General features: G+C 63.9%; 19 protein-coding genes. 12 read left to right on the top strand and 7 right to left on the bottom strand.

The window, feature by feature from the left end:
* Window positions 1–3 precede the first annotated feature (3 nt).
* Together HAV21_RS21820 and HAV21_RS21815 are read left to right on the top strand one after the other, a co-directional pair.
* Window positions 4–1605 carry an iron ABC transporter permease gene (locus HAV21_RS21820; protein ID WP_187697055.1) on the top strand — a complete coding sequence of 534 codons (1602 nt, stop codon included), beginning with the start codon at window positions 4–6 and terminating at the stop codon, window positions 1603–1605.
* On the top strand, window positions 1602–2768 hold the full coding sequence (locus HAV21_RS21815; RefSeq protein ID WP_187697056.1) for an ABC transporter ATP-binding protein: 1167 nt from the start codon (window positions 1602–1604) through the stop codon (window positions 2766–2768). Before HAV21_RS21820 ends, HAV21_RS21815 begins: the two co-directional genes overlap by 4 nt.
* Before the next feature lie 13 nt (window positions 2769–2781).
* Here the strand turns inward: HAV21_RS21815 and HAV21_RS21810 are convergent, their stop codons facing one another.
* Window positions 2782–3375: a YdeI/OmpD-associated family protein gene (locus HAV21_RS21810; protein WP_166843145.1), complete on the bottom strand. Its 594-nt coding sequence runs from the start codon at window positions 3373–3375 to the stop codon at window positions 2782–2784.
* Between the two features lie 43 nt (window positions 3376–3418).
* Between HAV21_RS21810 and HAV21_RS21805 the strand changes: the two genes are divergently transcribed.
* Entirely contained in the window at window positions 3419–4117 is a 699-nt protein-coding gene (locus HAV21_RS21805) for a hypothetical protein (RefSeq protein ID WP_166843144.1), read from the top strand.
* Here HAV21_RS21805 and HAV21_RS21800 read toward each other — a convergent pair.
* Genes HAV21_RS21800 through HAV21_RS21780 form a run of 5 tightly spaced genes read right to left on the bottom strand, consistent with a single transcriptional unit; the run spans window position 4114 to window position 11453 of the window.
* Window positions 4114–5370, bottom strand: coding sequence for a M20 family metallo-hydrolase (locus tag HAV21_RS21800; protein WP_166843143.1), 1257 nt, complete (start codon window positions 5368–5370; stop codon window positions 4114–4116). The genes HAV21_RS21805 and HAV21_RS21800 overlap by 4 nt on opposite strands.
* Before the next feature lie 8 nt (window positions 5371–5378).
* A complete protein-coding gene (locus HAV21_RS21795; RefSeq protein WP_166843142.1) occupies window positions 5379–7082 on the bottom strand; it encodes an amidohydrolase in 1704 nt (567 codons plus the stop codon).
* Window positions 7083–7090: 8 nt separating this feature from the next.
* Window positions 7091–8488: a gamma-aminobutyraldehyde dehydrogenase gene (locus HAV21_RS21790; RefSeq protein WP_166843141.1), complete on the bottom strand. Its 1398-nt coding sequence runs from the start codon at window positions 8486–8488 to the stop codon at window positions 7091–7093.
* A gap of 14 nt (window positions 8489–8502) precedes the next feature.
* Entirely contained in the window at window positions 8503–10125 is a 1623-nt protein-coding gene (locus HAV21_RS21785) for a thiamine pyrophosphate-dependent enzyme (protein WP_166843140.1), read from the bottom strand.
* Window positions 10122–11453 carry an MFS transporter gene (locus HAV21_RS21780; RefSeq protein ID WP_142936684.1) on the bottom strand — a complete coding sequence of 444 codons (1332 nt, stop codon included), beginning with the start codon at window positions 11451–11453 and terminating at the stop codon, window positions 10122–10124. Before HAV21_RS21780 ends, HAV21_RS21785 begins: the two co-directional genes overlap by 4 nt.
* Before the next feature lie 136 nt (window positions 11454–11589).
* Between HAV21_RS21780 and HAV21_RS21775 the strand changes: the two genes are divergently transcribed.
* The 9 genes from HAV21_RS21775 to HAV21_RS21735 all read left to right on the top strand — a co-directional run bounded on the left by HAV21_RS21775 (window position 11590) and on the right by HAV21_RS21735 (window position 20428).
* A complete protein-coding gene (locus HAV21_RS21775; RefSeq protein ID WP_142936685.1) occupies window positions 11590–12801 on the top strand; it encodes a helix-turn-helix domain-containing protein in 1212 nt (403 codons plus the stop codon).
* Window positions 12802–13106: 305 nt separating this feature from the next.
* Entirely contained in the window at window positions 13107–14474 is a 1368-nt protein-coding gene (locus tag HAV21_RS21770; protein WP_162520262.1) for an MFS transporter, read from the top strand.
* Window positions 14471–14878: a RidA family protein gene (locus HAV21_RS21765; protein WP_166843139.1), complete on the top strand. Its 408-nt coding sequence runs from the start codon at window positions 14471–14473 to the stop codon at window positions 14876–14878. Before HAV21_RS21770 ends, HAV21_RS21765 begins: the two co-directional genes overlap by 4 nt.
* The gene (locus HAV21_RS21760) at window positions 14875–15483 is read left to right on the top strand and encodes an RraA family protein (RefSeq protein WP_142936687.1); all 609 of its coding nucleotides are present in this window, start codon (window positions 14875–14877) and stop codon (window positions 15481–15483) included. Before HAV21_RS21765 ends, HAV21_RS21760 begins: the two co-directional genes overlap by 4 nt.
* A gap of 77 nt (window positions 15484–15560) precedes the next feature.
* On the top strand, window positions 15561–16100 hold the full coding sequence (locus HAV21_RS21755) for an NUDIX hydrolase family protein (protein ID WP_024819523.1): 540 nt from the start codon (window positions 15561–15563) through the stop codon (window positions 16098–16100).
* Window positions 16101–16173: 73 nt separating this feature from the next.
* Window positions 16174–17211, top strand: coding sequence for a DUF6707 family protein (locus tag HAV21_RS21750; RefSeq protein WP_166843138.1), 1038 nt, complete (start codon window positions 16174–16176; stop codon window positions 17209–17211).
* Window positions 17212–17271: 60 nt separating this feature from the next.
* On the top strand, window positions 17272–17982 hold the full coding sequence (locus tag HAV21_RS21745; RefSeq protein WP_142936689.1) for an SRPBCC domain-containing protein: 711 nt from the start codon (window positions 17272–17274) through the stop codon (window positions 17980–17982).
* Window positions 17983–18029: 47 nt separating this feature from the next.
* The gene (tgt, locus tag HAV21_RS21740; RefSeq protein ID WP_166843137.1) at window positions 18030–19340 is read left to right on the top strand and encodes a tRNA guanosine(34) transglycosylase Tgt; all 1311 of its coding nucleotides are present in this window, start codon (window positions 18030–18032) and stop codon (window positions 19338–19340) included.
* 158 nt (window positions 19341–19498) lie between these two features.
* Entirely contained in the window at window positions 19499–20428 is a 930-nt protein-coding gene (locus tag HAV21_RS21735; RefSeq protein ID WP_166843136.1) for a type IV toxin-antitoxin system AbiEi family antitoxin domain-containing protein, read from the top strand.
* Window positions 20429–20497: 69 nt separating this feature from the next.
* Here the strand turns inward: HAV21_RS21735 and HAV21_RS21730 are convergent, their stop codons facing one another.
* The gene (locus HAV21_RS21730) at window positions 20498–21208 is read right to left on the bottom strand and encodes a queuosine precursor transporter (protein WP_166843135.1); all 711 of its coding nucleotides are present in this window, start codon (window positions 21206–21208) and stop codon (window positions 20498–20500) included.
* Window positions 21209–21511: the final 303 nt, after the last annotated feature.

Here is a 21511-nt window from a genome sequence, read left to right as displayed (position 1 = left end):
TCTGTGACCACTGATCTATCGGCTCCCGACGTTCCACGTTCAGAGGGAAGCACGACGACGGCGGGCCGGGGCAAGCGCCCCCGCCCGCCTTTCGGCGTTTCCACGGTGTCCTTGCTGGCGGTGCTGATAGCGCTGTTTTCGCTGCTTCCGCTGGGCTATGTCCTGTACATGACAGCAGCGACCGGCTGGGACACCGCCGTCGATCTGATCGTGCGCCCCCGCGTGGGCGAGCTGCTGCTGAACACGGTTTTGTTGATGATCTTTACCGTGCCCCTATGCTTGGTGCTCGGCGTGGGCGGGGCGTGGCTGGTGGAGCGAACCAGGCTCCGCGGACACCGCTGGTGGGCGGTGCTATTGGCCGCCCCTTTGGCTATACCTGCGTTCGTCAACAGCTACTCCTGGGTGTCCGCTGTCCCTTCCTTGGAGGGGCTCTGGTCCGGGGTGCTCATTGCCACGTTGTCCTATTTCCCGTTGGTGTACATCCCCGCAGCGGCGACGCTTGGCCGTTTGGACCCCGCCATTGAGCAGTCCGCGGCATCGTTGGGCCTGGGTTCCTGGGCCGTGTTCCTCCGCGTTGTCCTACCGCAGCTGCGCATCGCCATGACGGGCGGCGCCTTGCTGGTGGCCCTGCATTTGTTGGCTGAGTACGGTGCTTTCGCGATGATCCGCTTTGATACGTTCACCACGGCGATCATGGTCCAATTCCAGTCCACCTTCAACGGGACCGCAGGCAACATGCTGGCCAGCGTTCTGGTGTTCCTGTGTTTGCTCCTGCTGCTGGCCGAAGTAAAGAGCCGGGGCACTGCCCGCTATGCCCGGATCGGCTCCGGCGCGCAGGCAAAGGCTATCCGCTTGCCCCTGGGTGGCTATCAAGTGCCTGCCCAGCTCGCTCTGCTGGCCCTCACGGTCCTGGCCTTCGGGCTGCCGCTCTGGTTTGTGCTGAAGTGGGTGATGGCGGGCGGTTCTGACGTGTGGGCGGCTGATGAGTTCATCCCGGCACTCTCGCAAACCCTCATCTATGGGGCAGCGGGTGCACTGGTCACCACAGTGGTGGCATTCCCCATGGCGTACCTGGCCGTCCGGCACCCGAGCTGGTTCTCCAAGATGCTGGAACTGTCCAACTACGTCACCAGTTCGCTGCCGGGAATCGTGGTGGGCCTGGCCTTCGTCACCGTCAGTATCCGCGTGGTCCCCGGGGTTTACCAGACTGCGGGGGTTCTGATTGCGGCGTACGTCCTGCTGTTCCTTCCGAGGGCTTTGGTGAACATCCGTGCCGGCTTGGCACAGGCCCCCAAAGAACTCGATGAGGCCGCGCAGTCCTTGGGCAAAACGCCTTTGGCATCCTTCTTCAAAGTGACGTTGCGGCTCACCGCGCCGGCAGCTGCCGGCGGGGCTGCGTTGGTCTTCCTGGCCATAGTCAACGAGCTGACAGCCACCCTGCTACTCTCACCCAACGGTACGCGCACCCTGGCCACGGAATTTTGGAGCAAGAGCAGCGAGATCGACTACGCCGGCGCCGCACCCTACGCGTTGCTGATGATCCTGCTGTCAGCCCCCATGACATACCTTCTCTTCCAACAGTCCAAGAAAGTAGCCGGACAGTGACCGAACAATCTCCTTCCAGGCTTCCGGCGCCCCGCGTGGCCCCCTCGGTGGCTCCCACTACGAATGCGCATCTGGATATTCGGGAGGTCACCAAGAACTTCGGCTCCCAGGCGGTGCTGAAGGGCGTAAACCTCTCTGTGGCCAAAGGCGGGACCACTGCGATCGTGGGTCCTTCCGGTTCAGGCAAGACCACGCTGTTGCGGTTGATCGCGGGCTTTGAGCATCCGGACACCGGTTCCATCAGCCTGAACGGTTCCCGGGTGGCCGGTGAAGGCGACTGGGTGCCTGCGCACAAACGGCAGGTAGGGTACGTCGCCCAGGACGGCGCGCTCTTTCCACACTTGACGGTGGGTCAGAACGTCGCGTTCGGCTTGGATTCGGGAAAGCTCGACGGCGGTCGCGGTGCCGTGAGGTCGCGGGTTTCGGAACTGCTTGAGATGGTGTCCTTGGATGCGTCCATGGCCAAGCGCCGGCCGCACCAGTTATCCGGCGGTCAGCAGCAGCGGGTCGCCTTGGCCCGGGCGTTGGCCAGGGAACCTGAACTCATGCTCCTTGACGAACCGTTTTCAGCGCTCGATGCCGGACTTCGGGTAGCCACCCGCAGGGCCGTAGCCAAGGTGCTCAGTGCTGCCGGGGTGACCACCATCCTGGTGACCCACGATCAAGCTGAAGCGCTCTCCTTCGCTGACCAGGTGGCCATCATGCGCGGCGGCAAGCTGGCCCAGATCGGTAACCCTTTTGTGGTTTACACCCGGCCGGCGGATCGCGCCACGGCTGAATTCCTTGGCGATGCCGTGATTCTTGATGCCTGGATGGAGGGCTCCCTGGCCACGTGCTCACTGGGTGGAATCCCGGTCCGTCGACCCCCAGCCCAAGGGAAAGTCCAACTCATGCTCAGGCCCGAGCAAATCCGCATCGCACCCGATGGGCCCATCCGCGGAGTGGTGGTGGACACCGATTACTTCGGGCCGGAAACCACTGTTCGCATCAAGCTGGGTGAGTACACGGCCCCCGACGGCGGCGCCTCGGGCAACAGCCACCGCTATCCGGGCGGCGGCGAGATCATCACCATCAGGCACTGGAACGCTTCGATCACCAAACCCGGCACTGAATTGTGCCTGCGCGTGGTGGGCGAAGGGGTGGCGTTTCCTTCCGAGGCCTGACCGGCCCGCTGGATTACGTCGGCCGCTTTTTCTGGGGGTACGGGGTTTCATGGCGGGCCAGCATCTCCACGAAACCAGCGATTTTGCGCGCCCGGGTCTCTGCCCGTTTGACACCGTTGGTGCGGTGGATCAGGGCGAAGCGGTTCTGTGACGTCAGGACATCGAACATAGCCTGCGCCTCCGGGACTGCGGCGATCGCTGCCGCGAGATCGTCCGGAACCACCGAATCCGCCGGGCCCGCGTATGCAGCTTCCCACCGTCCGTCAGCTTTCGCGGCCTCAACCACGGCACGTCCGGCGTCGGTCATCCTGCCCTCGGACTCCAGACGGGCAATGTGCCCCACATTCCGCACTGACCAGATGCTTTTGCGGCCGCGGGGCGTCATCCGCTGGAAGTAGCTTTGGTCGTCGCGCCTCTTCACCTGACCGTCGATCCACCCAAAGCACAGGGCCTCGTCCAACGCGGCGTCATAGTCCAACTCCGTGACGTTGCCGCCCTTCTTGTGCAGGATCAGCCACACGCCGGGGCTTTTTGTGGCATTCGCGGAAAGCCAGGCACGCCACGCGGCGCCGTCTTTGACAAGGAGTTCCTCAAGTTCATTGGGCATGGATTCAGCATAGGCTTTGATGAGGACCCACCCAGGAGGACCAATGTTGCGAGCCCGCCCCACCCACTACACCTCACGCCCCGAACAGTGGGCCACGCTGCTGATGGCCCTCGGTTTGGTGAAGACGGTGGACGACGGCGACTGGCGGGAGTTCGACGCCGGTTCGGGTCGCCTGGCGGTGGGCTCAGTAGTCCACGCACACCCCTTGGACGGCTCCACGGTTTTCGGGGTGGAGGTAGGGAACCTGGAGGAGTTCGCGCGCCGCACCGAGGAAGCCGGCACTCAAGCGGAAATCCACGAAGGTCATGAGGGAACCACCGTGCAGATCTCATCCGATGACGGCTTTGAGTTCTTCGCCTTCCCTGCGCAACGGGCAGCGGATGGCACGTGGGCCGCCTCGGACGAGGCCGACCCAGGGCTGACAGTGGTGGCTACCTGGGTCAGCCCTTTGGTGGGCCTTGCCGCCACCGCCTTGCGGAACACCGGCGCCCGGCCGCGCACTGAGGACGACGAATCAGCCACGTTCACCACCAAGAACGGCGGAATCCTTCGCATCATTCATGGCGCGGATGCCACTAACGGGGACCTCGCGTTTGAGTACGACGGCGATCTGGAACCACTGTTGTCCCGCCTCAAAGATGCAGACATTGAGGCCAGGATCGATGAGGACGTCCTGTACGTCGCCAACCCGGACGCCGTGAGTGGCGCGGCCCCGGCGTCCATCGTGGTGGTGGCTGTTTAGTCCTCCAGCGCCCCGTCACACAGGCGGCCGACCACCTCGGTAAGCATGGTGAGCCCGGCCACGATGTCCTCATCCGTGGTGTATTCGTGCTCATTGTGGGAGATGCCATCCACGCTGGGCACGAAGAGCATCACCGTGGGAACCAGGTCCTTCATATTCGTGGAGTCATGCCCGGCGAGGGTCATGACTTCCTTGTTGGACAACCCGAGGTCCGCGGCAACCTTGGCCGCGAGTTCCACGCCTTCGGGCTGGTACGGGGTGACGGCCCAGGAGTGTGAGTGGTGCTTCTCAACGGACACGTTGGCAAGCCGTTCGATCTCCGAGATTCGGGCGTGCAGCAGGGCGTCGGCCTCGGCCAGGACGGCTTCGTCGGCGCTGCGCAGGTCCAGCAGCAGGTTCACGCGGGACGGCACCACCACGGGCGAATTTGGGTAGACGTTGAGCTGACCCACCGAGGTGTGCAGCACTCCGGGGAAGCGGTCGGCGAGTTCACGTGCGGCAACCACCAGCATGGACGCCCCAAGAAGGGCGTCTTTGCGGTCGGCAATCACCGTGGAACCGGTGTGTGCTTGCTCGCCGTGGACCACGAACTCGTACTTGTTCGCTGCCCAGTTGGAGCTGACCAGGCCGATGGTGATGCCCTCGCGCTCCATGCTGCGGCCCTGTTCGATGTGGATCTCGGCGCAATATGCAGCCTCCGGCCCCTCAAACGTCCCGCGGCAGCCGATCGCGTCCAAGGCATCACGCACGGTGACTCCGGCGGCGTCCTGGGTATTGAGTGCGTCCTCGAGATCCAGCTTGCCGGTGTAGACGGAGGAGCCCATCATGGACGGCTTGAAGCGGCTGCCTTCCTCGTTGAACCAGTTGACGACGGCGAGGTTGAACTTGGGTGCCTCGGCGCCGGCTTCCCAACGGGCTGCAAGGCGGAACGCGGCGTGGGCCGCGGCGAGGACGCCATAAGCGCCGTCGTAACGTCCCGCCGTCGGCTGTGAATCCATGTGCGAGCCCACCACCACGAACGGCGCACCTGGCACGGCTTCGTAGAGGCCCCACTGGTTGCCGGTGTGGTCGAACTTCACCGTGAAGCCGTGCTCCTCCAAGAGACCGGCGAGCCAGCGGCGCTGTTCGCCGTCGGGAATGGTTGCGGCTTGGCGGTCCACGCCGCCGTTCGCCGTGGCACCGAAGGCGCTCATGGTCCGGAAGTCCTGCACGAAAGCGGTGTCCTGGGCGGTGAAACTTGTGGTGGTTGTCATGGTCTCCCCTATGAGTGGGCCGCGAACGAACTTTCACGGGAAAGTTCAGCGTTGAAGCCGGTTGATTGATAGGTAAATCGGCCTCCGACGGCGGTGGCCAGGACGTGAAGTTCGCTGATGTCCAGTGCCGTCAAAGGTGAGGCAGAAAGGACGGTGAAGTCGGCCAATTTGCCAGCTGAAAGGGTGCCCTTCTTGCCCAGGGACCCTGTGGCTGCGGCGGCTCCGCTGGTGTAAGCGGCGAGGGCCTGCTGCGGAGTGAGGCGTTCGGCCTGGTTCCCGAAGACGGCCCCGGACCCGGTCCGGCGGTCCACGAACGCCTGCATGCCGCGGAGCACGTTTCCGTCGGCGACCGGCCGGTCCGAGCTTCCCGCGAGCACCACTCCGGCTTCCAGGAAACTGGCTGCCCGGTAGGCCCACGGCAAGCGGTCCGACCCGAGGGACGCGGTCATCCCGTCACCGCCTTCGCGGAAGAAGCTTGCCTGGGGTGTCACGGCAATTCCTGCGTCCGCGAGCCTTGCCAGCTGCTCAGGGCGCGTCATGGAGGCGTGCTCGATCCTGTTGGGCAAGCGGCGCTGCCCATACTGAGCCTGGCAATCCGTGATGATGTCCACCGCGAGGTCCACGGCCCTGTCACCGATGGCGTGGGCTGCGATGGACCACCCGGCGGCGTAGGCGGCTTCGATGCGTTCCCGCAGCTGGGCGGGGTCCGCTTGGAAGTAGCCAACGTTGCCGCGGTTGTCCTTGTGGCCGTGGCTGCAGAACTCGTGGCTCACGGCTGCGGTTTCGCCCAGAAGTGAGCCATCCAGGAACACCTTTGCCGGGCCCAGGGACAAGTAGTCATTCCCGAATCCGCTGGTGATGCCAAGATCCAGCCCGGCCGGGGTCGCACCGGGACTGTCAGATGCATGCCCGCCCAACCCGTGCAGCACATCCAGCACCGGCATGACCTGGGCACGGGCATGCAACCGGCCGTGGGCGGAGGCGCTCTGGTAGGCGGCAAGCTCGGCCGGGCTGTGCCCGATCCACCCGCCGCCCACCCCGGCCTCAGTGAAACTCGTGATGCCCTCGGAGGCGTAGAACAGCGTGGCCCTCTCAAGGGCGGCCTCGATGTCCTCCAACGAATACGGCAGGATCAGCTGCTGGATCAGTTCCTGGGCCGTCTCTTGGACCAGCCCCGTGGGATGTCCCGCCGCGTCGCGGACGATCGCTCCGCCGTCGGGATCCGGGAACGACGGCGACTCGGCACCTGCCAGCCGCAGCGCGGCGGTGTTGACCACGGCCATATGCCCGGAGTTGTGCCGCATGAACAGCGGCCGCTCCCCCGTGATGCGGTCCAGCTCGGCGATGTCCGGGAAGGCCCCGCCGTGCTGGGTCTGGCTGAAGCCGGTAGCGAAAAGCCAGCCCACGCCGTCGATCCCCGAGTGAGTAACAGCACCGCGGAGAAGCTCATACAGCTCCTCCAGGCCGCGGGCACCGGACACGTCCAGCTCCGCCAGGCCCAGCCCGAACCACGTGGTGTGGCAGTGGGCATCGATGAAGCCTGGAGTGACGGTGGCACCGCCAAGGTCCAGGACCTCAACGGCGTCCAAACCATCAAGGTCGTCGTCCAGGCCCACGATGCGCCCCTGCCAGATGCCCAGCGAACTGGCCACCGGGTGGTCCGGATCCATGGTGATGATGTCTGCGTTCCGCAGGAGGAGGTCTAGTTTCATGTCAGGTTCTAGCGGTGGGAGGTGGTGACGGACTTGATGCGCGTGTAGTCCTCAAGTCCATAGACAGAGAGGTCCTTGCCCGTACCCGAATGCTTGAATCCGCCGTGCGGTGCTTCGGCCGGGATCACCTGGTGGCAGTTGATCCAGACGGCTCCGAAGTCCAGCTCCATGGACACACGAGTGACCACGCCGTGGTTCTCGGACCACACGCTGGATGCCAGGGCGTACTTGGTGCCGTTGGCGAGTTCGATCGCTTCCTCCTCGGTGGCGAACGGCTGAACGGTCAGCACGGGGCCGAAGATTTCGTCGCACACTACCTCGTCTGTCTGGAAGACGCCGTCGATCACCGTCGGCTCAAAGTGGAAGCCTGTCCCGGTGCGCTTGCCGCCGGCGAGGACGCGGGCGTTGGCAGGCAGGCGGGACATGAAGCCCTCCACCCGATCCAACTGCGCGGCACTATTGAGTGGACCGAGGTCCGATCCCACTTTCAAAGCAGCAGCGGCGTCAGCCAGGGCAGCCGCGAACTCCGTATGAATATCCTGGTGGACCAGGACGCGGGTCACCGCAGTACAGACCTGCCCGGCGTTGAAGAAGGCAGCCAGGGCGATTTCGCTGGCGGTCCGCTGGATATCGACGTCGGCAAACACCACAGCGGGCGCCTTGCCGCCCAGCTCCAGGTGGACATCCTTGAGGGTTTTGGACGCCGCGGACATGACCTGCGCACCGGCCCGGGTGGAGCCCGTAATGGAGACCATCTCCGGGATGTCATGCTCCACCATCGCGGCACCGGCCTCGCGGCCGCCGCACACGATGTTCACTACGCCTGCCGGGTAAACCTGCTGTGCCAGCTCACCCAGGACCAGGGTGGACCAGGGGGTGGTGTCGGCAGGCTTGAGGACCAAGGTGTTGCCCGCAGCCAGGGCCGGACCAATCTTCCAGATGGCCATCATGAACGGGTAGTTCCACGGCGTAATCTGGGCCACCACACCAATGGGTTCGCGCCTGATGGTGGAAGAAAAACCCTCCACGTATTCGGTCTGGGCCGTACCGGAAACCACCCGGCATGCCCCGGCGAAGAAGCGCAGTTGGTCCGCGCCGCGCAGGATTTCAAGCTCTTTGGTGAGTGCGGCAGGCTTTCCGGTGCAGGCCACCTCAGCCTCGAGCAGACGGTCAACGTTCGCCTCGATGAGGTCGGCCAGCTGCAACAGCAGCGACTGGCGCGTTCCCGGCGTCGTGCGCTTGTAGCTCTTGAAAGCTGCGGCAGCGGCCTGGAAGGCGGCGTCGACGGCGGCAGCGTCACTGTCCGGCGCGGTGCCGATTTGCTGGCCCGTGGCGGGGTCGAAGAACGGCAGGCTGGCCGCGGCGTCCACGGACTCGCCGTTGATGATGTTCTGAAGCTGGATCACGGTAAGGGCTCCGGTCAGTTGGTTGAAGTCTTGGGGGAACGCGTGGTGGGGTCCTGCGGCAAGTGCAACAGGGCCGGGAGGCCGGAGTCGACGGCGCGGCGGAACGCGGCCGCGAAGTCTTCCGTTCGCTCCACCCGCTCGCCGTAGCCGCCGTAGGAACGGGCGAGTGCGGCGAAGTCCGGGTTGGTCATGTGCGTACCTGAGGGCCGGTCCGGGTAATGCGCTTCCTGATGTTCGCGGATGGTGGCGAAGATGCCGTTGTCCACCACCAAGACGATGAACGCGGCGCCGTAGCCCATGGCCGTTGCGATTTCCTGGCCGTTCATCATGAAGCAGCCGTCGCCGGCCACGGAAATGACCTGACGGCCGGGATATGCCAGCGAGGCTGCCACGGCTGCGGGAATGCCCATGCCCATGGCCCCGTTGCGCGGAGCGGCCAAGGAGTTGGCCGAGTTGTGGCCCAGGTACCGGGCGGGCCACAGGGCGTGGTTTCCCGCACCGAAGGTGAGGACGGCGTCGTCGGCCATTTCCTTTGCGAGGACCTCCATGGCGACGCCCAGGTCCACACCGATACCGCCGTCGGGCCGGGGCGTGGAGAAGGTGAGCTGCTCGGCGCGGGCGCTGGCGAACCAGCCTTCCTGGCGTTCGCCAGCCGCATGAGTGCCAGCCAACGCGGTGGCGAACGCGGCGACGTCCGCGATGATGTGCTGGTCCACCCGGCCGAAGTGGCCCAGGAGGTTTGCGTCGGCGTTGACCACGACGGTCTCGGCGTCGAGTCCGCGTTTGTAGCCATCGGAGAGGACGTCGCCGCGGACACAGCCCACAAAAACGAGCAGATCGGCGTCGTCCAGGCGCTGGGCGTTGGCGTCGCTGCGGCCGTAGCCCAAGTAGCCGGCGTAGGCGTCACTGCGGTGGGGAACGGCGTCGTAAGCCCTGAAATCGGCAACCACCGGGACGCTGTGTCGGCTCGCCCAGGCGGCCAGCTGCTCGCCGGACTCCTGGGTCCAGCCTTCACCGCCGACGACGGCCAGCGGCTTGCGTGCCTTCTCCAGCTTCTGGGTCAGCTCAGCCAGCTCCGCGGGGGCCGGCTCTGGACGGGCAATCCTGCGGGGTTCGACGGTGGCGTTCTCCACCACATGCACCAGCACGTCCTCCGGCAGGCCGATCACCACGGGTCCGGGGCGTCCGCTGAGGGCGGTGAAGATGGCGTCGTCCACCACGCGGGCGGCGGAAGCTGCGTCGTCGAGCGTCACTACTTTCTTGGCTGTGCTGCCGAACCAGGCGTTGATGTCGAACTCCTGGAACGACTCGCGGCCACGGTCGGCCACCGGGATCAGGCCGACGAACAGGATCAGCGGAGTGGCATCCTGGTAGGCGGTGTGTATGGCGATGAAGGCATTGGCTGCGCCCGGGCCACGGGTCACCATGGCGATGCCGGGAAGCTCAGTGAGCCGGCCTTCGGCCAGTGCCATGAATCCGGCGCCGCCTTCCTGCCGGGCCACCACGTTCTGGATCGGCGAACCGTGCAGGCCATCCAGGACGTCGAGGAAGCTCTCACCCGGCACGGTGTAGACGCGCTTGACGCCTGCCCGTTCCAGTTGGCCAACAATTAAGTGGCCGGCAGTGGTTGTGCTCAATGCTTCATTCCTTCTTCTTCGATGGAAAGGGCGGGGAGGAACAGGCCGGAAAGTGCCGTCAGTGCGGACACGACCAGCAGGATGATGGCGCCGGGCCAGAAGGAGTTGTTGGCGGCCACCAGCGCGGTGGCGATCAGCGGCACGAAGCCGGAGATAACGCCCGCAGTGTTGGAAGTGATGGCGACGCCGGTGTAGCGGACCTTCGTGGCGAACAGGGCAGTCAGCGCGGTGCCGGAGACGGCGTATGGGATGGAGAGGACAGCAACGCCGATCATCATGCCTAGGACCACCAGGACGGGGTTGCGGGAGTCGATGGCCAGGAAAACGGGAACTGCGATAGCGGCCGAGGCAACACCGCCCCACAGGATGACCTTACTGGCGCCGAACTTTTCGCCGAGCCGCCCGGCCCAGATGAGGGCGCCGATCTCAAGTGCTGCAGCCAACAGGGTGCCCAAGAGCAGGAGTTCGGAGGGCAGCTTGAGCACCTTGGTGCCGTAGAAGACCACAAAGCTGGTGATGAGGTAGAAGCCACCGATGCCGAGCAGCGCCGAGCACATGCCCACCAGGATCTGGCGCCAGCTGTTCTTCAGAACTCCACGGATGGGAGCATGTTCGGTCTCACCGGACTCCATGAGGGCTTCGAATTCGGGTGATTCGCTCAGGCGGCTGCGGATCCAGAGTGAGATTGCCAGCAGCGGGATCGCGGCGATGAACGGGATGCGCCAGCCCCACGCGTCAAAGTTGCTCTGACCCACCAGGAACAACATGCCGAAGAAGCCACCGGAAGAAAGGATGGTACCGATCGGGGAACCGATCTGCGGCAGGGCCGCGTAGCGTGCACGCTTCTCCACAGGAGCGTTTTCGACGGCGATGATCACCGCGCCGCTCCACTCACCGCCGACTGCGAGGCCCTGAACGATGCGCAGGGCCACCAGGAGAATAGGCGCCGCCAGGCCGATGGTCATGTAGTTCGGAAGCAGACCGATGAGGCCGGTGACAATGCCGATACCCACGATGGTGACCATGAGGATCTTCTTGCGACCCACCTTGTCACCCAGGGCGCCGAAGATGAAACCACCGATGGGGCGGGCCACGAAGCCGACGGCCAAGGTAGCGAAGGATCCCATGGCTGCGACAAAAGGGTCTTGGGAAACGAAGAACTGTGCGTTGAACACCAGCGCAGCAGCTGTGGTGAACAGGAAGAAGTCGTACCATTCCAGCGCAGTACCCACCAGGGCCGCGAGGGCCACCTTCTTGGTGACGCTTTCATCGACGACGCGTACTGCCTTGGGACTGGTGTCCGTGGCTCCGCTGACCGTGCTTGCCATTGTTGCTCCATGAGTGCGAACGGGACCGGACCTTGGGGATGCCCGGGCAAATTTGTGTGACTCAATCCATAGTGCCAGTAGTTTTTCCCAAAATGACTAGCAATCCATCACGGAAACATGGCACTAGAATGTGTGAATGCACAATTCCGAGACATCCGGGCACGCCGTTCGTTGGACTGAACTGGTGGATCAGCTTGAAGGCCGGCTGGACACCCTGGCCCAAGCCTTCACCACGAGGGTCCGCGAGATCCCCGAGTACGGCGAAAGCCAGGTGACGGTCCTGGAAATCCAGGAGACCGCACGGGAGACATTCCGGCGGCTAATCAGCGGCTTGAGGAATGGCAGGACGGACAGCCGTGATGGCCTGCTCGACTTCGCTTCCGACCTTGGATCCAAGCGCGCAAGGGCCGGCATTCCGCCGGAGTCCCTCACCTCTGCCGTCCGGTTGGACTTCAGCATTCTCTGGGCCGAGCTGCTGGAGATCGCCCACACCGAGGACGCCGCGTTGCTGGCCACACGGGTGGACCAGGTATGGAGTGTGGTGGACGAATTCGCCACCCGGACGCACACGAGCTACCTAACCGAGCGCGTCAGGATGGCCCAGGAAGAATCAAGCATTCAGCGCGAGTTCATTGCCCGCCTCTTCAACCAGAGCACCCCCTCGCAGGAAACCTCCGCGCAAGTGGCTTCGGCTTTGGGCATCAATCCTGAATCACGCTTCGCCTTGGTAGCGGCCAGCGGTGAACCTGGTGCACGGCTGCGGGCAGCAACGTCCCAGTTCGGATCAGGACAGCACTCCCGGCAGCGGCTGTTCCTCCATGAGTCGGGCGGCAACACGTATGTCTTCTGGGCTCTGCCTGCCACCCGGACCCGCGGTCCGGAACCCCGGGGCGAGACGCGCAGCCCGGAACCCGACAGCCAGCAGCTGCCACCCGGCGTCGTGAACGTCCCCTGCGGCTACGTGCCTGAGGTCCTTGGACTGCGCGCACTTCCCGGAGCGGCCCGCACCGCTGAAAGCCTGGCGGCGCTGCTTCGCCCCCGCGACGCCGGCCCGCTGTCGGCCGATTCGGCCTGGGCCCGGCTGGCCCAGCAGAACCTGCAGGACGCCGGCCTCGACCTTGCCGCCGAACTCGAAGAGGCTTTGGCGGAGTGCCGGGGCGGCGAGCGCGAACGCCTGCTGGAGACGGTCCGGAACTATCTGGCCACCGGCAATGTCACAGTTACCTCCGAGCAATTGTTTTGCCACCGCAACACCATTCTTAACAGGCTCAATCGATTCCAGGAACTGACGGGAATCGATCTCGCTGTTCCCGCAAAGACGGCCCGGCTGGTAGTGGCCTGGGCATGACCGGCCGCTGCCGCGTTGCTACCTGACCCTGTTTTCCGGCGGCGAGGGTGAAAAGTGACCGGAAAGGGTTGATCTCGACCCGGCTGGGACCAAAATGAGGTCACCAAGCCACGGCGGCAGGCAGGCAGGCCCCACCAGGAGGCCCGTCGTCGGGAATTCCGTGCACCGTGGCTTCGGTGTGTGTTTTCACATTCCCGGGCCAGTTTTGATGGGAGTTATGCCATTGATGGTGTGATCGGGCACACACCATAGTTGTAGCTACCTTGCACCGGACATTCGTCCCCGCACCGCATCCGGAGAATCAGATGGCCCATACGGTAGATACTGCCTCCGCATCATCGTCCAGGCTTGACCTGGCAAAGATGCGCAAGATTGCCCTCGCCAGCGTTATTGGCACCACCGTCGAGTGGTACGACCTTTTCGTCTTCGGGACGGCGTCGGCCCTTGTCTTCAACAAGATCTTCTTCCCCAGCTTTGATCCGATCGTCGGCACCATGCTGGCCTTCGGTACGTTCGCTTCCGCCTACATTGCCCGCATGGTGGGCGCCATCATCTTCGGCCACTTCGGTGACCGATTGGGCCGCAAGTCCATGCTGCTGGTTTCCCTCCTGACCATGGGAGCGGCTACCTTCGCCATCGGCCTGCTGCCCGACTACAACAGCATCGGCATCATGGCGCCACTTCTGTTGCTCTTCCTCCGTGTCATCCAAGGCCTGGCCCTCGGCGGCGAATGGGGCGGTGCCGTGCTCATGACAGTTGAACACGCGCCCCCTACCCGGCGCGGCTTCTACGGTTCACTGGTACAGGTGGGGGTTCCCGCCGGCACCCTGATTGCGAACGTAGCCTTCCTGATTGTTGCCTCCACGGTCAGCACCGAAGCCCTCTATTCATGGGGCTGGCGCATCCCGTTCCTGGCCTCAGTCCTCCTTGTCACTGTGGGCATCTACATCCGCCTGCACATCGAGGAAACTCCGTCGTTCCAGGCAGTCAAGACCGCCGGCGCCAAGGCGAAAATGCCGTTCGCTGCGCTGATGGCCAAGTATTGGAAGCAGGTTGTCCTCGGCGGCGTCGCAACCCTGTCCACGGGCAGCACGTTCACCCTGCTGGTAGCCTCCGGCGTCTCCTACGGCAAGAAGGAACTCGGCCACTCCGAGAGCCTGATGCTCTGGGTGGTCCTGGCTTCCTGCGTCCTGGGGCTGTTCCTCATCCCGTTCTTCGGAAAGCTATCGGACAAGTTCGGGCGCAAGCCCATCATCTTCGCCGGTGTTGCTGCCGAGGCCGCCCTCGCGTTCCCGATGTTCTGGCTCATGGACACCAAGTCGGTGGCACTGCTGTTCGTGGCCTACCTGGCCATGATGACCGCGTTCTGCGCCAACTACGGACCCATCGCCACCTTCCTGGCCGAGCTCTTCGGGTCCAAGGTCCGCTACTCCGGCCTGTCGGTGGCCTACATGCTATCCGGCCTCCTAGGCAGCGCCGCCACCCCGTTCGTCACTACCTGGTTGTTGGGCATGACGGGGCAGAGCTCCTCGATCGCCTGGTACATCATGGCCGCGGCCGGACTGTCCTTGGTTGCACTCTTCCTACTGACCGAGACCCGGTACGGCAACATCGACGCCGTCGATGAGGCACCGGCGTCCGCTGGCTCCACGGAAGCCGCGGCAGCGCGGTGACCGTCACCACCATCGGGCGCCTGGCCGGTATCCCCGGCCAGGCGCCCGCCGTCGGGCCTTTTTCCCCGGCGGTCATTGCGAACGGTTTTGTGTTCACCTCCGGCCAGATACCGGCCATCACTGGACTGGATGATCAGCCGGAGACCTTCGAAGAACAAGTCCGGCAAACCATCCAGAACCTCGACGGCGTCTTGGAAGCCGCAGGATCCAGCCTGGAGCACGTGGTCAAGGTCAACACCTACTTGACCAGCCAGGACCAACTTGAGGAGTACAACCGCGTGTACGCGGAGTACTTCGGCACCGCCAAACCGGCCCGGACCACCGTGTGCGTGAGCCTGTGGGGCGTGTCCTTGGAAATCGAATGCGTAGCTGTCCTTGCGCAGAAAGCGGAGGTAACCCCGTGAGTCCAACACTCCTGAAGGACCTGACCGACGTCAGCTACCCGACCATCGGCCACTTCCTCGAGGACGGATTCGTCTCCCCCGCTATCCAGTCCCTGCATGCAAACGTGAAAATAGCCGGACCTGCCGTCACAGTCCGAATCGCGGACCACGATGCCATCGCCATGAACCACGCACTCCTGGCACTCCGGCCGGGCGACGTCCTGGTGGTGGACATGCTCGGAGACCACCATCATGCGCCCGTGGGAGCCGTCACGGCAGCCGCGGCACTCGCACAAGGTGCTGCCGCCGTCGTGGTTGATGGCATGGCCACTGACGTTCTGGAACTGCGGCAGACAGGTCTGCCGGTGTTTGCCCGCGGGACATCGTGCCTCACTACCAAACGGCTCCATGGCACAGGTTCCGCCGTCAATGTCCCTGTGCGCTGCGGAGGGACAGAGGTCAACCCCGGCGACCTGGTGCTCGGAGACGACAACGGACTGATTGTTCTTTCACCGGAAACTGCCCGGGATGTCCTGGAAAGAGCGCTGCAGTCGGACGCCGCGGAGCCCGCCATCCTTGCCCGCATAGCATCCGGGGAACCGCTCGAGTCGATCCTGGCCCTCTAATACTGCCGAGAGCGTAACCACGCAGCCACGGCAGCGCCGCCAAGGAAGTTCGGCGGGTGATGCGGTAGAACTTAACCATGAGCGTACGTACACCCGACCCGTATCCAGGCTGGCTTTCTGACGAAGACCTCTTCGAAGCCCGCGGCCGACTCCCCATGGTCTATGTGGAGGCCGTTCCGGTCAGGCTGGATCCGCTCGGCTATGTCAATGAGGTGGGCACACTCCTGCAGGGCGACGCCGACGGAAACATGGTCCGCTACCTCGTCTCCGGCCGCGTTCTGTACCGCGAGACCATCCGCGCGGCACTGCTGCGGCACATGGAAAAGGACCTAGGCCCCTTGGCCTTCCCGCAGCTGCCCATCAGCCCCGTTCCTTTCACGGTGGCCGAGTACTTCCCTGCCCCGTCACAGACCGGTTTCACGGATGACCGCCAGCACGCCGTCTCGCTGGCCTACGTCATCCCCGTCACCGGTGAATGTGAACCGCGCCAGGACGCCCTGGAACTGACGTGGATGACGCCCCAAGAGGTGCTGAGCGAGAACGTCCAGCAGGAATTCGACGGCGGTCGCGGGAACCTCGTGCGGCAGGCACTGGCTTTCTCGGGCATCGTTCTCTAGCGGGTCCCGGCCCTTGCGCCGGCTGGTCTTTGTAGACTGGACGGCGGACCCCACGAGAACCAAAGGATTTCCGATGACTCACAGCCCAGCCACACAGCAGTACAGAGAAAAGCAGGCTGGGGACCTGCAGCCCGGCGACTTTGTGTTCCCGCCCGGGGATGGCCCGGCCGAGGAAATCGCCGCCGTTGAGGTGCAAAACGACGATTACGGCGTAGCAGCGCTGCTGCTGGTAACAATGGTGGACGGCGGCACGGTGCGGATCGCTACAGGGTCCAGTGTTCCTGTGGGCGACGGTGTTCCGGCCGACTCCGGCGCGGACTCAAGCGCCTCGGACTCCTCCGCCGACGCAGCCCTGAACGCCACCACCGCTTCCGAGTCCGGCGACTCCCGCACCAGCACCCCCGCGGAAGGCGACGCCCAAGCGCAAGCCGGAGCCGCCGTCGTCGTGCCTCCCCGCCCGGAGACCCCACCGACGTACACCGGCCCCACCGCCGAGGAGCTTGCGCTCATTCCGGAGCCCGACGGCACACCCGAAGCCGTGGTCCGTGCCGCGGCCGCCAACCACAAGGGCAAGAACGGCGTGCAGGTCCTGGCGGAACGGCTGGCGAAGGGCATCAACACGAAATCCGGGAGCTGCCTCCGGGACCTCAGTGATCTTGCCTTCGACCTGTGCATCGTGCTGCGCGATCCGGACCACGCCCTGGCCGTGGCCGATCTGCTGAACGTGCTGCCCTTTGACGGCAACCTGGACCGCTGGGCCTCGATCGAACGGGCGCTGGCGCTGTCCAGTTTCATCTGCCGCGAAGCCGGCCAATCCGAGCGCGCCGCTGTGTACGAGAAACTGCTGCGTGCGCCCGAGTCCCAGGAAGAAGACCCCTTCAAGGCCCGGATCAACGCCCGCGTGCGCCAGCGCTCACTCAACGAACCCAACCTGTATGACAAGGAAATCTTCCGCGCGATCGACAATGGGAATCGTGAGGCCGAGCGCGAATGGCGGTTCCTCCGGCTTGAAGCGCTGATGTTCCTGCGCGCCCACGGGGGCTCCATGACCATCGGCGAGGAAGAGCTGGCCCGACGGATCGGCAACGAACTGGAATCGGTCCGCGCCTAACCGTCATTGGGGGCTGTCAAGACCTGTTATGTAGGCGCCAACGACGGTAGATTCGGGTCCATGACGAACAATCTGAGCGTTGTGGTTAATGCCGACGCGCAGCAGGTTTGGACAATGCTGCGCGAACCGTCGCTGGTGGCTCAATGGCACGGCTGGGAAGCTGACGATCTCACCGACGAAATCAAACAAATTTACTTCAACACCGATGTGGTGGAGGGGCCCGATCACACAAGCCTGACCGTCAACGGCGGTGACATTTTTGAGCTCCACCCGGTCTCCGGAGGCACCGAAGTGAAGGTCACCCGGGCCGCCCTGGACCACAATTCGGAATGGGCGGACTGGGACGAGGACATCACCCAGGGCTGGCTCACGTTCCTGCACCAGCTGCGTTTCGCCTTGGAACGGCACCCCCACGGGCACCGCAGGACGCACTTCCTGTCCCTGCCCGGCAAAGGCGGGCCTGCGATCGAAAAATTGGGGCTCGGTGATCTTCCACCCGTTGGGGAGGAATACTCGCTCACGCTTGCCACCGGGGAGAAGATCTCCGGCAAGGTGTGGTTCAAGAGCCGGCACCAAGTGGGCCTCACCGTTCACAGCTACGCCGAGCACGGGGACGGGCTGCTGATCGTGGCCGAGCAACTGCCCATTCCGGAGAAAAGGCCCGACGGCGGCTCCATGGTGATTGCCTCCACTTACGATTTGGGGGCCCACACTTTGGCGGACATCCGGTCCTCGTGGGACAACTGGAAAGCTGAGAAGTACGGGTCCTAGGGTTTGTCCGGCGGGTTACTCACGGTAAAGCTGGCACACTTGGAAGCGTGCCAGCTTCCTCATTTGCCCCTGCATCTTCCCCTGCGCTGCCCGGTTTGTCCCGCCGGCAATCCGAGTTCTCCTTTTCGGTGGGCCAGCGCCTGACCGAGACGTGCTCGCCGTCGGACGCCCAGATAGCCGCCAACGGCGGTTCTTTCCTGGGCCGCACCGGAACCATCACCACGCCGCACGGAACCATTCAGACGCCCGCGTTCATCGCCGTCGGAACCAAAGCCACGGTCAAAGCCGTACTGCCCGAGTCCGTTGCGGACCTTGGCGCGCAGGCCGTGCTGGCCAACGCGTACCACCTGTACCTGCAGCCGGGAGCGGAAATCCTGGACGCCGCGGGCGGACTGGGTGCCTTCATGAACTGGTCCGGGCCGACCTTCACCGACTCCGGCGGATTCCAGGTGATGAGCCTGGGCTCGGGGTTCAAGAAGGTCATCGACATGAAGAATGTGGACAGTTCCGGGCCGGATGACGCTGTGGCTCCGGGCAAGGAACGGCTGGCCCACATTGACGACGACGGCGTCTGGTTCAAGTCGCACCTCAACGGAGACAGGCACCGCTTCTCCCCCGAGATCTCCATGCAGGTCCAGCACCAGATCGGCGCGGACATCATGTTCGCCTTCGACGAGCTGACCACGCTGCAGAATTCGCGGGCCTACCAAGAGGAGTCGCTGGAGCGGACGCGTTTGTGGGCCCTGCGCTGCCTGGAGGAGCACGCTCGCTTGACCTCATCCCGTGTGGGTAAGCCGTACCAGGCCCTGTTCGGGGTGATCCAGGGAGCCCAGTATGAGGACCTGCGCCGCAAGGCATGCCAGGACCTCGGCGCCATGCCCTTTGACGGGTACGGGATCGGCGGTGCGCTGGAGAAGGAGAACCTGGGCACTATTGTGCGCTGGTGCAATGAGGAATTGCCGGAGAACAAGCCACGGCACCTGCTGGGCATCTCCGAGCCGGACGATATCTTCACGGCAATCGAGAACGGCGCCGACACTTTTGACTGCGTCTCCCCCACCCGTGTGGCCAGGAATTCCGCGTTCTACACGCCCTTTGGCCGGTTCAACCTGTCCGGGGCTAAGTACAAGGCCGATTTCGGACCACTGCAGGATGGCTGCGACTGCTACACGTGCGTGAACTACTCGCGCGCGTACATCCACCACCTGTTCAAGGCCAAGGAAATGCTCTCGGCAACGCTGATCTCCATCCACAACGAGCGCTTCGTGGTGAAGATGGTGGACGACGCCCGCCTGGCCATCGAATCCGGGGAGTTCTTCGAGTTCAAGGCGGAGACGCTAGGCCGGTACTACTCCTAGTCGCGCCGAGATCGCCGGAGCCGTGTACGTTCGCCGGGCATGCCCGGCGAACCTGCACAACTCCCGCGGCCCGGGCACAGGTCCAGCGAACTCGGCCGTTGTCCACATAACGACGGCGGGGGCTACTTTCGGCGTCCAGCCTGCCTGAGGCTGGGGTGATGAGTCAGAAACCAACTGCTACCCTCCCCCAACTTGGAGCCCTTTGGCGCACCAGGCAGCTCAATGAACTGGGACTCAGTTCACGGGCAATCGGCACGCTGGTCCGCCAGGGTGACCTCATCCGAGTGCGCCACGGCTGTTATATACGCCGCGCGGCATGGGCAAATCAGCCGGATGACGTCCGCGGCAAGCTACTGATCCACGCACATGCACACGGAACCCTCACCGCGTCCACCGACGGCTACGTTTATAGCCACACGTCGGCGGCGAGGCTGCACGGACTTTTTCTGTGGAACGTGGATCAAACCATCCACGTCACACTTCCCACCAACCCATCCAGTGAGCGCCTCGGCAAAGATGTTCGCGGGCACAAACTACGGTTGCCGCCTTCCCAGATCACCACTGTGGAGTTCCTCCGGGTCACCGACCTTGAGCGGACTGTTCTGGACTGTGCCAAGACTCTGAATTACCGGCAAGCGTTGATCATCATGGATCACGGGCTGCGGCTCGGAGCGGACAAGCAGCTCATGCAAGCCCACTCAAGTACTTTCTCCGGACGACGAGGCTGCCGTACCTTGCAGAGATGCTTGGCCAATGCTGACCCCAGTTCCGAATCTCCTGGCGAAACTCTGTGCCGGGAACTACTCGCCCGCCTCAAATTGCCCATGCCCACGGCGCAAGTGGAAGTGCAAAGTCGGGTTGGTCGGCACCGGATGGACTTCGCATGGAAGAAAGAGAAGGTGGCCCTTGAATTCGACGGGGAGGTCAAGTACTTCAAGTACGCCCGCACTGACCGGGTGATCTTTGAGGAACGACGCCGGGAGAAGGCCTTGGTAGAGGACGGCTGGTTCTTCATCCGGGTGGAATGGAAGGACCTGTTTCAGGAGCAGGAGTTCAAAGCGCGTGTTCTGAAAGCGCTCAGGAGATGAGGGTGGCCGGAGCAGCGCGACAACGCCGGAGCAGCGAACTCACACGTTTCCGGCGAACTCAGCACAAGCCTAGGCTGCGGCTGCCCCGTAGCTCGGTTCGCGCTTCTTGATCCAACCAACCACCACCACAGTGACCGGGACGAACAGGAACTCCACGGCGGTCTTGTACACGAAGCCAACCAGCACGTAGTTCAGGAACGAACCCGCGTCAGTGATGCCAATGACGGACGCTGCGATGCTGCAGAAAATCAGGGTGTCCACGAATTCGCCCACCACGGACGAGCCCATCAAGCGCGCCCAGAGGCTCTTTTCGCCGGTGCGGGCCTTCATCTTCACCAGGATCCACGAGTTGATGGTCTGTCCTGCCAGGAATGCGAGCAGGGAAGCGAGCACGATCTGCGGCACGGGACCAAGGGCGCCCTCAATGGCAGCCTGCTTGGCGGTTCCGTACTCGTCGTTGAAGCCGGGCAGCACGATGATGATCCAGTAGCAGAGCGAGGCGAAGACCGACAACGCAAAGGAGGTAATGATCGCTTTGCGGGCAACTTTGAAGCCGTAGACCTCGCTCATCACGTCGCCCAGGATGTAGGCGATGGGGAACAGGAAGAACCCGCCGTCGGTGATGATCGGCCCGAGCACAACGCCCTTGGAGGCGCCGATGTTGGACAGGATCAGCACCACGGCCATGATGGCCAGCATGATGCCGAAATACGGGGAGCCGATCGACGCAAAGCGCGGCGCGGGCTTGCTCAAGGTACTGGAGCCTGAGGGCGAGGGCATGGGTCATCCATTTCGTAGTGGTTCGCGCAGGCCCCCTTATTGAGGGTGCCCCGCTGTATTAGCACTGTGGTTGGTGGGGCATTCGGCCCGGCACCGGTTCCATTCTCCCACCACGCACCCTCTCTCACATCCCACCCCCTTTCGGACCACCTTCTCTCACATCCCGCGGGCCTAAACTGCGGCCGTATGGTTTTCTGAGACAGGTTGATGGGAGATCGACTTCAGAATGACTGGTCCTAGAAGAAAATATGATGCGGCTTTCCGTGAGGAAGCTGTGCAGCTGGTGTTGTCCTCGGATCGTTC

The organism is Paenarthrobacter sp. MSM-2-10-13 (genome assembly GCF_011605365.1).
GTDB lineage: Bacteria > Actinomycetota > Actinomycetes > Actinomycetales > Micrococcaceae > Arthrobacter.
This window is presented reverse-complemented; position numbering and strand designations above follow the sequence as displayed.

Excerpts from the sequence above, each read along its gene's own strand:
- HAV21_RS21810 (WP_166843145.1), bottom strand. The coding sequence starts at position 3,375 with ATGCCCAATGAACTTGAGGAACTCCTTGTCAAAGACGGCGCCGCGTGG.
- HAV21_RS21805 (WP_166843144.1), top strand. The coding sequence starts at position 3,419 with ATGTTGCGAGCCCGCCCCACCCACTACACCTCACGCCCCGAACAGTGG.
- HAV21_RS21800 (WP_166843143.1), bottom strand. The coding sequence starts at position 5,370 with ATGACAACCACCACAAGTTTCACCGCCCAGGACACCGCTTTCGTGCAG.
- HAV21_RS21795 (WP_166843142.1), bottom strand. The coding sequence starts at position 7,082 with ATGAAACTAGACCTCCTCCTGCGGAACGCAGACATCATCACCATGGAT.
- HAV21_RS21780 (WP_142936684.1), bottom strand. The coding sequence starts at position 11,453 with ATGGCAAGCACGGTCAGCGGAGCCACGGACACCAGTCCCAAGGCAGTA.
- HAV21_RS21775 (WP_142936685.1), top strand. The coding sequence starts at position 11,590 with ATGCACAATTCCGAGACATCCGGGCACGCCGTTCGTTGGACTGAACTG.
- HAV21_RS21770 (WP_162520262.1), top strand. The coding sequence starts at position 13,107 with ATGGCCCATACGGTAGATACTGCCTCCGCATCATCGTCCAGGCTTGAC.
- HAV21_RS21755 (WP_024819523.1), top strand. The coding sequence starts at position 15,561 with ATGAGCGTACGTACACCCGACCCGTATCCAGGCTGGCTTTCTGACGAA.
- HAV21_RS21750 (WP_166843138.1), top strand. The coding sequence starts at position 16,174 with ATGACTCACAGCCCAGCCACACAGCAGTACAGAGAAAAGCAGGCTGGG.
- HAV21_RS21745 (WP_142936689.1), top strand. The coding sequence starts at position 17,272 with ATGACGAACAATCTGAGCGTTGTGGTTAATGCCGACGCGCAGCAGGTT.
- HAV21_RS21735 (WP_166843136.1), top strand. The coding sequence starts at position 19,499 with ATGAGTCAGAAACCAACTGCTACCCTCCCCCAACTTGGAGCCCTTTGG.
- HAV21_RS21730 (WP_166843135.1), bottom strand. The coding sequence starts at position 21,208 with ATGCCCTCGCCCTCAGGCTCCAGTACCTTGAGCAAGCCCGCGCCGCGC.